Source organism: Exiguobacterium acetylicum (assembly GCF_022170825.1).
Taxonomy (GTDB): Bacteria; Bacillota; Bacilli; order Exiguobacteriales; family Exiguobacteriaceae; genus Exiguobacterium_A; species Exiguobacterium_A acetylicum_B.
The window spans coordinates 2,402,217-2,414,560 of sequence record NZ_CP081878.1 but is presented as its reverse complement, the minus strand read 5'-3'; the positions used below and the strand labels follow the sequence as shown (position 1 = coordinate 2,414,560).

Genomic DNA, 12,344 nt, shown 5'->3' with positions numbered 1-12,344 from the left:
TGCTGATATCAGAAAAGCGACTAAAGGAGGATGTGTCATGAAAAAACGCGGTCTGATTTTTGATATGGACGGTGTCATCTTAGATAGTGAAATTCGCTACTTCGAGGTCCATCAGCAGATGTTTAACACATTATCGATTCCACTCGACCCGGTTCAATATGCGACGTTCATGGGAAAAACAGGTGATGAGATGTGGGAAGAACTCGTCACTGAACATCAGCTACAAGAAACAGCCAGTGCGTTACTTGAAGAAGAACATCGGTTATTTCAAATCCACGCAAAACCGGAAGAGTGTGGATTAAAAGAAGGCGTCAAACAAGTCATCGAACAAGCTGTAGCTCTTGGTTATGACATCGGCATCGCCTCCTCGAGTTCGCTTCAAAAGATCGAACGTGTCATCCGTCATTATGAGCTTCCGATCAGGCACTATGTCAGCGGGGAAGAGGTCGTCCGTTCCAAACCAGATCCTGCGATTTTTCGGCTAGCAGCATCACGCATCGGACATGCGCCTGAGAATTGTCTCGTCATTGAAGACGCTGCGAACGGGATGATCGGTGCGAAGGCAGCGGGAATGGAGGTCATTGCACTTCTTGATGACCGGATGCCGATGCAACGCTTAGAACAAGCAGATCATGTAGCGCGATCGCACGCAGAAATCGAGGAAATTTTACGGAAGCGTTGACGCTTGAGGAAGAAACAGATTACACTAGGAAAAGATAGTCAAATGCATGGAACTGAAGTAGTAGGGGAAAGGTGCCGTCAAGAGAGCTGGTGGAAGGTGCGAACCAGTCGGTAACAACCGTGAACTCGTCAGGGAGCACGATTCGTGAAGTCGTAGTAGCGAATCCGGTTTTTCACACCGTTATCCGTGAATCAAGCGGTCTGTCATAGACAGACAACGTGGGTGGTACCGCGGAAGCCAAACCGGTCTTTCGTCCCTTTTCTTAGGGGCGGAAGACCGGTTTTTTTAGATTAGAGGAGGAAAAGACATGCCGTACAATCATCGTGAAATCGAACCAAAATGGCAGGCGCGTTGGGATCAAGACAACGCCTTCGTCACGACAGAAGATCCAGAAAAAGAAGGGTTTTACGCCCTTGATATGTTCCCGTATCCGTCAGGTGCTGGACTCCACGTCGGTCACCCGGAAGGCTACACAGCAACGGATATTCTCGCACGAATGAAACGGATGCAAGGATACAACGTCCTTCACCCGATGGGATGGGATGCGTTTGGATTACCGGCAGAGCAATATGCTCTCGACACAGGAAACGATCCACGTGAATTCACAGCGAAAAACATTGAGACGTTCAAGCGTCAGTTAAAAGAACTTGGATTCTCGTATGACTGGGATCGTGAAATCAACACGACGGATCCGAAGTACTACAAATGGACACAGTGGATCTTTACGAAGTTATACGAAAAAGGACTTGCGTTCGTCGACGAAGTCGCAGTCAACTGGTGCCCAGCACTTGGAACCGTTCTTGCGAATGAAGAAGTCATCGACGGATTATCCGAACGCGGAAATCATCCGGTCGTTCGCGTTCCGATGCGTCAATGGGTCTTAAAAATCACGGAATATGCAGATCGTCTTCTTGATGATCTCGATGACCTCGATTGGCCGGATTCTGTCAAAGAGATGCAACGGAACTGGATCGGGAAATCAGAAGGTGCTGAAATTGATTTCACGATTGACGGACATAAAAAACAAGTCACGGTCTTTACGACACGTCCGGATACGATCTTCGGTGCGACGTACCTCGTGCTTGCGCCAGAGCACCCATTCGTAGCTGACATCACAACAGCTGATCATCAAGAAGCAGTCGATGCGTACATCGCGCAAGTTCAAACGAAATCTGATCTTGAGCGGACGGATTTAGCGAAGGAAAAAACAGGCGTCTTCACAGGTGCTTTCGCTGTCAATCCGATTTCAGGCGATCGTCTTCCAATCTGGATTGCTGATTACGTCCTTGCTTCTTACGGAACAGGGGCGATCATGGCTGTTCCAGGACATGATGAGCGTGACCATGAATTCGCGAAACAGTTCGACTTACCAATCGTTGAAGTTGTCGCAGGTGGAAACGTTGATGAAGCAGCTTACACAGGAGAGGGCGAACACGTCAATTCACACATGCTCGATGGGCTTGGAAAACAAGAAGCAATCGAGACGATGATTGCTGAACTCGAAACGAACCAAGTTGGTCGTAAAAAAATCACGTATCGCCTTCGTGACTGGCTATTCAGTCGTCAACGGTATTGGGGTGAGCCGATTCCAGTCGTTCATATGGAAGATGGTTCGATGAAAACGCTAAGTCAAGAGGAATTACCTCTTGAACTTCCAATCATTCCGGAAATCAAACCGTCTGGTACTGGCGAATCACCACTTGCGCTTGCGGAAGATTGGTTGGATTATACGGATCCTGAAACAGGGATGAAAGGGCGTCGCGAGACGAACACAATGCCACAATGGGGTGGAAGCTGCTGGTACTACCTTCGTTTCATCGATCCACACAATGAAGAAGCGATTGCAGATCCAGAAAAATTAAAATACTGGCTCCCGGTCGACATTTATATCGGTGGAGCGGAACACGCCGTTCTTCACTTATTGTATGCGCGCTTCTGGCATAAAGTCTTATATGATGCAGGTGTCGTGCCAACAAAAGAGCCATTCCAAAAGTTATACAACCAAGGAATGATTCTTGGAGAAAACAACGAGAAGATGTCGAAATCACGCGGTAACGTCATCAATCCGGATGAAATCGTCAAATCACATGGTGCCGATACATTGCGTCTTTACGAAATGTTCATGGGACCACTGGATGCATCAGTTTCTTGGTCTGAAAACGGTCTTGATGGTGCACGTCGTTTCCTCGATCGCGTCTGGCGTTTGTTCGAGCGGACAGCGGACATTCAAGACGTTACGGAAGTCGATGCTGACTTTGAACGAACGTACCACCAGACAGTCAAGAAGGTCACGGAAGACTTCGCGAACATTCAGTTCAACACAGGCATTTCGCAACTCATGGTCTTCGTCAATGAAGCAAACAAACAACCAGTCCTTCCACGTCACTTCCTTCGTGGATTCATTCAGTTGTTAACACCGGTCGCACCACACCTTGGTGAAGAACTCTGGGAACAGCTTGGATTTGAAGAGACGTTGACGTATGCGGCATGGCCAACATTCGATGAATCGAAACTCGTCAGCGATACGATGGAATTCGTTATTCAAGTGAACGGAAAAGTTCGCTCGAAAATTGAAATCAATATCGATGCGACAAAAGAAGAAATCGAAGCACTTGCGTTTGCTGATGAAAAAACACAAGAATGGATCGGCGACAAGACGGTTCGTAAAGTCATCGTCGTACCGAAAAAATTGATCAATATCGTGGCGAACTAAGCCATAACCCCTTTCATTCACTTGACGTGCGTGGAAGGGGTTTCTTCATTTCCGTCGCAAGTCCGCTTTTTTTTTGAACGTCCTTCTGCTACACTGAATCAGAAACCGAGAAAGAAAGGCGATTACCATCAATGAAACGATCTTATATAGTCTATACAACGATCTTTGCTGTCGTTTCGGGTCTGATCCTCTGTGTTTTGCTCGTCTTCTCAAAACCAGAGACGATGTCACGTATTCAGGAAACGTTCGCGAAGATCGAGACGCAATCGAAGCATCAGGCAGCCGTGAAACAGGTGCCACCGAAAACGCCTTCAGCCATTCCGAATCCAGAAGAGCCGTTAATCAAAAATGTTCAACAGATGTTATATGATGATTCCATTGGTTCGTATCTCGTCGTAACAGACGATTACCGTTTCTTTGAAATTAGTGGAACCGGGGAACGTATTAATGCATCTTTCCAGTTGGAAGAAGGAAAGTTATTGCTCGCTGGTCTTGACGGAATGACCCTCGTTGACGGGGAGACAGTCGCATTGCTGACATCGAATCAGATTCTGGTCACAATCACGCGAAAAGATGGTGTCTGGAGCGAGGAAAAACGTGAAAAAGTGCAAGGAACGACGATTCGGGACAGTTTCCATGGTCTCGGGTATGACGCGAAGAAAAAAGAATTCTATACAATCAATCATATTCGCTCGCTTGGACGTGTTGAGTTAACGTACTTTGCGATGAAAGAGGATGAAATCAAGATTGATCCAGACGCTTCAGAGAAGAAAAAGCGTGCTTTAAAGAAAAAACAGAAACCGCCTTATTTATCGGTCATCAAACGAGATAAGATCGAAGCAGCAGATGGGATGCGAAATGATGCGAAGAAATCATTCGCATCCGAGTTCCGTCCGATTGGTCTCGCAGAGCGGCAGGGTCGAATTTATACGCTAGACTCAGAAGCACTCTATCTTTACTCGATTGATCGGAAGGATCAGACGATCACAGGGGAGACAGCCAGTCCGAAGGTATATGGTTCAAAAGGGATCTTCGTACAGGATAATGAGTTGTTCGCCTTAGTCGTCACGGATAAATTCTCGAGCCGATCGTTCACACCGATTGATTAAAGCATAATACGAAAAGACCCGATTCCTCTATGTAGTAGAGAAGTCGGGTCTTGTTCATATTAAGAGACAGCGTCACGTGCCATCTCTGCTGCGTGACTACCGGCGCAATGCCCGGTCACGAATGCGGCTGTAATGTTGTAACCACCTGTATAGCCATGGATATCGAGGATTTCGCCAGCGAAGAATAATCGTTCCGCCTTTTTCGACATCATCGTTTTTGGATCAATCTCTTTGATCGAGACACCACCACCCGTGACGAAAGCTTTATCGAAATCGAGTGTTCCCGTTGCTTTCAGTGGGAACCGTTTCAATTGTTGCAAGAAGTCCGTCCAGTCCTGTTTCTTCACTTGTGTGCAGACTTCATCACCAAAGCCGATGCGAGCAAAGAGAAGTTCAAGAAGGCGTTCTGGTACGAATCCACGGAGGGCATTGCGAACCGTTTTCTTCGGATTTGCTGCAAGTGCTGCTTGAAAGCGTTCTGTTAACGCACCAAGTGATTCATCCGGGAAGAGATCGATTGATAAATGGACGATTGTTTCCTTCGATCGTTTGCGCTCCTTAATCGTATACTGGCTACACCGTAAGGCGATCGGACCACTCAAACCGAAGTGCGTAAAGAGGAGATCACCCGTGTGCGTCTTGATCGGTTTATCTTTTTTACCATGAACCGTTAAAGCGACGTCTCTAAGAGAGAGTCCTTGTAATGTTTTTTCGTGAATGAACGTATCCCCTAATAAAATCGGTACTTCTGTTGGGAAAAGTTCTGTGATCGTATGACCCGCTTTTTCTGCCCATGGATAGCCGTCACCTGTCGAACCGGTATGGGGAACGGATTGTCCGCCAACCGCGACGATACAGCTTTTCGCTTCAAGACGCATACCGTTTTCTAGGATGACAGCCGCAAACGAACCGTCCGGGTGGAAGTCGAGTGTTGCGACTTGTGCATCCGTTTGAATCTCAGCGCCATGCGCGCGGATTTGATCAATCAAGACACGGACGACGTCTGCTGCCTTATCCGAGACAGGGAACATTCGACCGTTGTCCTCTTCTTTGAGTGCAACACCAAACCCTTCGAAGAGCTCAATGATTGATTCATTATTAAATTGAGAAAAAGCACTATAAAGGAAACGTCCGTTTCCTGGAATCGACTGGACAAGCTCGTCGAGTGGTTTTCGGTTCGTGACGTTACAACGTCCGCCGCCAGAGATCGCAAGCTTACGACCTAATTTATTCCCTTTATCAAGCAGGAGTGTTCGAGCTCCGGCTTGTAAAGAAGCGAGCGTCGCCATCAAGCCACTCGGTCCGCCTCCGATTACGATTACATCGTACATATGGTCACCTCATTCATAGAATTCTGCTTGTTTCACTTTAGCAGAAGTTGCGACTGTAAACAAACCGTCTCTTTCAATTCGAGAAAGACAGCGGTATAATGATTTGCAATTGTGTACGAGAGAACTTGTATAATGAGACAGTCACGATTAGAGTGTCGAGTTTAAAAATTAGAAAGCGTGAGGGATGTTACCATGTCCACAGTCAGTAATAAGCAGTCTACTTCTTCCGGCAATTCAGGTTTCGTTCGTGGAACGATGCTCCTGTCCGGTGCGTCACTGATTTCCCGCGCACTGGGTTTGATTTATCTCTTTCCGTTTCAGTTCATGGTCGGTGCGACAGGCATCATGTTCTATACGTATGCCTACAACTATTATGCGATCATGATTGGTCTCGCGACAGCGGGGATTCCCGTCGCTGTCTCAAAATTCGTCGCCAAATATAACGCGTTAGGCGAATATGATACGAGTGAACGATTGTATCGGTCTGGTCTGAAAATCATGTCCTTGACCGGGATTGTCTCCTTCCTGGCGTTATTCTTCCTTGCACCTTATTTAGCGCACCGGGCAATTCCGGGCGGTGACGTTGACTCAGCGGCATACGTCGATGCCGTCACGATGACGATTCGAGGCGTGAGTTTCGCCTTACTCTTGATTCCACCGATGAGTATGACGCGAGGTTACTTCCAAGGCTATCAATCGATGGGACCGACAGCGATTTCACAAATTTTAGAACAAATCGTTCGAATTATCTTCTTGCTTGCAGGAGTCAGTATCGCAATCTATTTATTTGATTCAGGTGCAGCATTTGCTGCGACGATCGCAACGTTCAGTGCCTTCATCGGCGCGATTGGTAGTGTTGCGGTTCTTATCTATTATTTCCGCAAACGTGCAAGTGGTTTGCAGGAACTTCGTGCTACCCAAACCGTCCGTTCGCCGGATCGCCCGTTAACGGATCTGTATAAGGAATTATTGACGTATGCGATTCCAATCGTCATGGTCGGACTTTCGACACCGCTTTATCAAGTCATCGACCAGAATACGATGAATGCTGCGTTACAAAGCATTGGTTATACGCTTGAGGCTGCCGGGAACGCAACTGCCTATCTGATTGCGGATAGTCATAAAATCGTCTTGATTCCGGTCTCGGTTGCAACGGGATTATCATTATCTGCGACACCACTGTTGACAGCGTCCTTCACACAAGGAGACATGCGGAAGGTACGTGCTCAAATTTCGCAGATTTATCAACTCGTCTTCTTCGTGACGATTCCGGCAGTCGTCGGAATGATTCTATTGAGTGAAGAAACGTTCCATGTTCTCTTCCCAAAAGATCAAGCGGCATGGGTGTATCTGTTAAGTTATGCACCGAGTGCGTTATTCCTCGCATTGTATTCCGTTACGGCAGCAGTCCTTCAAGGGATTAACCGTCAGTATTTTACGATTGTTGCGACGCTCGCTGGATTACTCGCGAAATATCTCCTGAATGCGCCATTGATTCATTTGACAGGTGATGGAACGGGTGCCGGTTATGCAACGATCATCGGCTATCTTGTTGCGACGGGTTTAATGTTCTTCCGGATTACACAAACGATCAAATTCCCGTTCAGTACTGTTCTGCGCCGGACATCGTTGATTCTAATCATCAGTGCGTTGATGGGAGCAGGTGTTGCACTCGTCAAGTGGGGTATGGTGTCCTTCTTACCAGAGACGACATGGGCATCTTTGTTGATCCTGATCATTGGTGCAGCAGTCGGAATCGTGATTTTTGCAGGGATTTCAATCTGGAGTGGCTTAGCAGAAGTCGTATTAGGACGTAAAATTTCATTGAAACGAGGACGAAGTCATGCGTCTAGATAAATTATTATCCAACATGGGGGCAGGCTCCCGAAAAGAAGTAAAACTTTTGCTAAAAGCAGGGGCAATTCAAGTCGATGGTGAGATCGTTCGCGATCCCAAACAACATGTCGATGTCGAGACACAACATGTCTTGATGTACGGTGAACCGGTCACGTATCAAAAATACATCTACTTGATGATGAATAAACCACCAGGAGTCATCAGTGCTACGGAGGATAAACGGGATGAGACGGTCATCGATCTGTTGTTTGAAGACGTAACATATTTCAAACCGTTTCCGGTCGGACGACTCGATAAAGACACAGAGGGATTGTTGTTACTCACGAACGATGGATCGTTCAATCATGCTTTGATGTCACCGAAGAAGCACGTCGAAAAAACGTATTACGCGGAAGTGACAGGTGTGTTGACGCAAGAGGACGTCGAGGCGATTGCGGCAGGCGTCACGTTAGAAGATGGCTACCAAGCTAAACCGGGTAAACTCGTCATCTTATCAACGACGGAGACAGATTCAACACTTGAATTGACGATTACAGAAGGGAAGTTCCACCAAGTCAAGCGGATGATGCTTGCGCTCGGGAAAGAGGTCACGTTCTTGAAGCGACGTTCAATCGGTCGTTTAGAACTCGACCCGGCACTTGCACTCGGGGATTACCGTGAATTGACACAAGACGAACTGTCGTTATTTGATTGGCAACCTGAATAAGCAAAACGAAAAGGCGATGGAATGAGCATACATTCCATCGCCTTTTGTTATGGGCGTCACTTATTGATTACGCAATGCTTCTGCGATTGGATAAGGACCACTGAGTACTTCGAATACACGAGATTGGGTTGGTTGATCAATCAAGTGTACGAATAGTGCCGCCACATCATCACGAGAGACTTTACGGTCTTCGTACGAATCGAAATGTTCTTTTGTTTCGACTGTACCTACTGGGTCATCATAGCTGAGTGGACCAGGACGGACGATTGTATAGTCGAGTCCACTCTCTTGTAGGTGTGCGTCAGCTGCTGCTTTTGATTCGAGGTATACTTTTAGTTCGCCTTTTGGTTCTTCTGTGCCGACCGAACTGAGCATCAAGAAACGATCGATCCCGTTTGCTTTTGCAGCATCGATTACTTTAATCGCACCTTCCTTATCAACTGCTCGCGTCAATTCGTCAGATGCACCACCAGCGCCGGCTGCAAAGATGACAACGTCCGCATTACTGACGACACCACTAACATCCTTCGTCAAATCCCCAAGTCTGACTTCTGATGCACCGAGTGCGATCAAATCGTTGATTTGATTTTCTTCCCGTACGACAGCAATTGCTTGATGATCGCCTTGTTTAGCAATCAATTCGACCATCTTTCGTCCAGTTGTTCCGTTTGCTCCAATGATTAAAATATTCATTCTCCTCAACTCCTTCTCCCAATAGCTATACCCCACGTTTTAAAAAAGATAACAAAAAAAGACGCGAAGAATCGCGTCATCGAAAGATAAATAGAGTGAAACAGTGGATCAACCCGCTTGCTTTTGTTTCTTGCTCGACGTCCATGTACCGCGTCGAGGGCTCACAATGAGATTGTTGTATTCAAGCACGTTCAAATCCCGCTGGACGGTCCTTGAAGTGATGCCAAACTCTTCAACCAACTCTGCTGTCGTAGTAGCTCCGTTCTCTTGGATGTAGAGATAAATCGATTTAATCCGGGTCAACATACGGTCTGTAGAATCTTTCATTGGTATAACCACTCCCCCAATGGATAGAATAGTGTTCTAAAGCTTCGGGTGACAAAAGACAATGCAATATCCAGTTGTTTCGCCTTTAGTATAACGTTTTGATGTTAAATTGCAAGTGATTTAACCGAACGTTTGCAGAAAAAACATAATCAAATGGTTTGTAAAGTCGATAATTATAGTTTTTTTTATTTGGAACGTTCGTCATTTAGAAGAAAAGATAAGAAAACAGAATTTGGATGTTCGTATCTGAACGAATATTCGCTATACTAGGAAGGTGTATAGGAAACGAATCCAAACCAGAATGAAGGAGCGAAATCAGATGGTGAATTGGAAAGAAGAAGTACTCGCACGTCGTGAGGACTTATTAGAAGATTTAAAAGAACTATTGCGGATTCCGAGTGTGCTCGATGAATCAACGATTGAAGAGGGCGCACCGTTTGGTCAAGAAGTCAAACGCGCACTTGATTGGATGCTCGCAACAGGGGAACGCGATGGATTCAAGACAAAAAATGTCGACGGATACGCAGGACATTTGGAGTATGGGCAAGGGGAAGAGTTACTCGGTATTCTCTGTCATCTAGACGTCGTACCAGCTGGTGGCGATCACTGGACATACGGTCCGTTCAATCCGACACTTGTTGATGGGAAATTATATGCTCGTGGAGCGATTGATGATAAAGGACCGACGATGGCAGCGTATTATGCTTTGAAGATCGTCAAAGAACTTGGGTTACCACTATCAAAACGTATCCGACTAATTGCCGGAGGAGATGAAGAGAGTGAATGGCGTTGTGTCAATCATTACTTCAAACATGAAGAGATGCCAACGCTCGGATTTGCACCAGATGCGGACTTCCCGATCATCAATGCGGAAAAAGGACTCTATGACGGGTTGTTGATTCAAGGAAAACCAGCGCGGACATCTGATACAGGCTATCATCTCGTCCGTTTTGAAGGTGGCGAACGTCCGAACATGGTACCTGGACATGCCCAAGCGCTTCTTCGTGTCGTTGAAGTGGGGACGCTTGAAACGGATTTCCATGCCTATCTCGAAGAACAAGGTTTAACGGGAACAGTCAAGCAAGAAGCGGAAGGTCTCATTCTTGACGTCAATGGTGTCGCAGCGCATGCGATGGAGCCGGATAACGGAAAAAATGCTGCCTTACATTTAGCTCGTTTCCTCAATACGCTTCACTTAGATTATAACGGTCGTCGTTATATCCAGCTCGTGACGCATATGTTCCGTGATTCTCGCGGCGTAGCGATTGGTGTTGCTGCTTCAGACGAAACAGGTGATTTGACGATCAATGGTGGCGTCTTCCGTTACGCAGAAGAACAAGGAACGGCGTCGATCAATATCCGTTATCCTTACACAGCAGACTTCACAGAACGCTTGCAAATCATTAAAGAAGCTGCGGCAGGATACGGTTTTGAGTTGCAGACGCGGACGCATATGACACCGCACCATGTCGATCCGAATCATGAATTAATCAAGACGCTAAGTGCCGTCTATGAGCGCCATACGAACCAGTCAGCGGATTTGATTGCGATTGGTGGTGGCACATATGCGCGTTCGTTGACAGCGGGCGTTGCGTTTGGTCCAGTCTTCCCAGGTGGTCCTGAAGTCGCACACCAAGTTGATGAGTATGTTGATTTTGATGAATTGTTACTTGCTGTCGCAATCTATGCAGAAGCGATTTATGAGCTCGCAAAATAATGATTGATGATCCCCCGCATCGTGAAGATGGGGGGATTGCTTCTTGAAAGGAAGTTCCGTGTGAAAAATCGTCAAACTTATCATTTCCAAGCGTTATATTTCTTTATTTTCTTTGGGCAGGGAGCACTCATTCCCTATCTCGCGCTTTATTTCTCGAATGATGCCTTCGGACTGTCAGCTTCAGAAATCGGGACGATCGTCGCGATCGGACCGATTCTATCGATTTTCCTCCAGCCAGTTTGGGGAATCGCAGCAGATCGACTAGGGAAGCCAAAACGGCTGTTGCTCGTCGCGATGCTCGCAGCCGGAATCTTTACATTAAGTTACTTGTTAACATCTGCTTATCTACTGTTGCTATTGATTTCTTGTGTCTGGGCGTTGTTCCAGTGCGCCCATATTCCGCTCGTCGATACGTTAGCGATTGAGTATACGCGAAAGCGAAAAGTGGATTACGGTGCCTTGCGTCTATTCGGATCAGCAGGTTTTGCTTTAGCAGTCTTCGTTCTTGGTCAAATCACCGAGGGTGGCGGACTCGATCTGATTTTTTACGCAACTGGTGCAGCATGGGTTCTTGGTTTCCTTGTGTTAATTGGTATTGAAGAGACAGGCAGTGTCCATGTTTCACATCAACAACAAGTACCGTTAAAACAACTATTTTCGAATCGGCGCTTCTTGTTGTTCTTAGCAGGTGGGAGTTTGATTTTTGGACCGATTTTTGCCAATAACTATTACTTTGGTAGCTACGTGACGATACGTGGAGAGACGACGGCGCTTGTTGGAACCTTGTTCTTTGTCGCCGTTCTGTGCGAAATCCCGTTCATGCGTATTGCATCGCGTCTCTTGTTGCGATTTGGAGCGATTCCAGTCCTTGTATTCGTTTCCTTATTATCAGCTGTTCGGACAGCGATGATTGCGTTAGAACTTCCGATTGTCATGCTCTGGATATTATCGGCAATGCAAGGAATGATTGTGGGTCTGCTAATACCTGTTGCTCTAGATTATGTCCGGTCACTCGTTCCACAAACGATGGTCGCGACAGCCGTCAGTACATACATGGCAACGACGACGGGACTCGCGACAGCATTGTTCAATCTGATGAGTGGTTTTGTACTTGAGGAAAGTACAATCTATAACGTCTTTTGGGTATATACAAGTAGTAGTATCCTCGGTGCCATTCTATATGGTATCAGTGGTCGTATGAAGGAGTGA

General features: G+C 46.6%; 10 protein-coding genes and 1 other annotated feature. Of the genes, 7 read left to right on the top strand and 3 right to left on the bottom strand.

The window, feature by feature from the left end; all coding sequences use genetic code 11:
- Positions 1-37: 37 nt before the first annotated feature.
- From K6T22_RS12675 to K6T22_RS12665, 3 genes are all read left to right on the top strand, one after another.
- The gene (locus K6T22_RS12675; protein ID WP_238237641.1) at positions 38-682 is read left to right on the top strand and encodes an HAD family hydrolase; all 645 of its coding nucleotides are present in this window, start codon (positions 38-40) and stop codon (positions 680-682) included.
- Positions 683-720: 38 nt separating this feature from the next.
- Positions 721-943 (top strand) — a binding site (T-box leader).
- Between the two features lie 46 nt (positions 944-989).
- The gene (gene leuS, locus K6T22_RS12670; protein ID WP_238237640.1) at positions 990-3,395 is read left to right on the top strand and encodes a leucine--tRNA ligase; all 2,406 of its coding nucleotides are present in this window, start codon (positions 990-992) and stop codon (positions 3,393-3,395) included.
- A gap of 131 nt (positions 3,396-3,526) precedes the next feature.
- A complete protein-coding gene (locus K6T22_RS12665) occupies positions 3,527-4,504 on the top strand; it encodes a hypothetical protein (protein ID WP_238237639.1) in 978 nt (325 codons plus the stop codon).
- Between the two features lie 59 nt (positions 4,505-4,563).
- On the opposite strand, the gene K6T22_RS12660 is transcribed toward K6T22_RS12665, so the two are convergent.
- A complete protein-coding gene (locus K6T22_RS12660) occupies positions 4,564-5,835 on the bottom strand; it encodes a BaiN/RdsA family NAD(P)/FAD-dependent oxidoreductase (RefSeq protein ID WP_238237638.1) in 1,272 nt (423 codons plus the stop codon).
- A 192-nt stretch (positions 5,836-6,027) separates the two neighbouring features.
- Here K6T22_RS12660 and K6T22_RS12655 point away from each other — a divergent pair, with 192 nt between their 5' ends.
- Positions 6,028-7,692: a putative polysaccharide biosynthesis protein gene (locus tag K6T22_RS12655; RefSeq protein WP_238237637.1), complete on the top strand. Its 1,665-nt coding sequence runs from the start codon at positions 6,028-6,030 to the stop codon at positions 7,690-7,692.
- The gene (locus K6T22_RS12650; RefSeq protein ID WP_238237636.1) at positions 7,679-8,398 is read left to right on the top strand and encodes a pseudouridine synthase; all 720 of its coding nucleotides are present in this window, start codon (positions 7,679-7,681) and stop codon (positions 8,396-8,398) included. The genes K6T22_RS12655 and K6T22_RS12650 overlap by 14 nt, the downstream gene beginning before the upstream one ends.
- A gap of 60 nt (positions 8,399-8,458) precedes the next feature.
- Here the strand turns inward: K6T22_RS12650 and K6T22_RS12645 are convergent, their stop codons facing one another.
- Both K6T22_RS12645 and K6T22_RS12640 read right to left on the bottom strand, forming a co-directional pair.
- On the bottom strand, positions 8,459-9,091 hold the full coding sequence (locus K6T22_RS12645) for an SDR family oxidoreductase (protein WP_238237635.1): 633 nt from the start codon (positions 9,089-9,091) through the stop codon (positions 8,459-8,461).
- Positions 9,092-9,199: 108 nt separating this feature from the next.
- Positions 9,200-9,418 (bottom strand): DeoR family transcriptional regulator, encoded by a 219-nt coding sequence (locus K6T22_RS12640; RefSeq protein WP_023469095.1) that lies wholly within the window; start codon positions 9,416-9,418, stop codon positions 9,200-9,202.
- Positions 9,419-9,737: 319 nt separating this feature from the next.
- Here K6T22_RS12640 and pepV point away from each other — a divergent pair, with 319 nt between their 5' ends.
- Positions 9,738-11,135 carry a dipeptidase PepV gene (gene pepV, locus K6T22_RS12635; RefSeq protein WP_238237634.1) on the top strand — a complete coding sequence of 466 codons (1,398 nt, stop codon included), beginning with the start codon at positions 9,738-9,740 and terminating at the stop codon, positions 11,133-11,135.
- A gap of 60 nt (positions 11,136-11,195) precedes the next feature.
- A complete protein-coding gene (locus K6T22_RS12630; protein WP_238237632.1) occupies positions 11,196-12,344 on the top strand; it encodes an MFS transporter in 1,149 nt (382 codons plus the stop codon).

Bases quoted from the DNA above. Each gene is read 5' to 3' on its own strand.
- K6T22_RS12640 (WP_023469095.1), bottom strand. From the start codon at position 9,418: ATGAAAGATTCTACAGACCGTATGTTGACCCGGATTAAATCGATTTAT.
- K6T22_RS12655 (WP_238237637.1), top strand. From the start codon at position 6,028: ATGTCCACAGTCAGTAATAAGCAGTCTACTTCTTCCGGCAATTCAGGT.
- pepV (WP_238237634.1), top strand. From the start codon at position 9,738: ATGGTGAATTGGAAAGAAGAAGTACTCGCACGTCGTGAGGACTTATTA.
- K6T22_RS12645 (WP_238237635.1), bottom strand. From the start codon at position 9,091: ATGAATATTTTAATCATTGGAGCAAACGGAACAACTGGACGAAAGATG.
- K6T22_RS12675 (WP_238237641.1), top strand. From the start codon at position 38: ATGAAAAAACGCGGTCTGATTTTTGATATGGACGGTGTCATCTTAGAT.
- K6T22_RS12650 (WP_238237636.1), top strand. From the start codon at position 7,679: ATGCGTCTAGATAAATTATTATCCAACATGGGGGCAGGCTCCCGAAAA.
- K6T22_RS12660 (WP_238237638.1), bottom strand. From the start codon at position 5,835: ATGTACGATGTAATCGTAATCGGAGGCGGACCGAGTGGCTTGATGGCG.
- leuS (WP_238237640.1), top strand. From the start codon at position 990: ATGCCGTACAATCATCGTGAAATCGAACCAAAATGGCAGGCGCGTTGG.
- K6T22_RS12665 (WP_238237639.1), top strand. From the start codon at position 3,527: ATGAAACGATCTTATATAGTCTATACAACGATCTTTGCTGTCGTTTCG.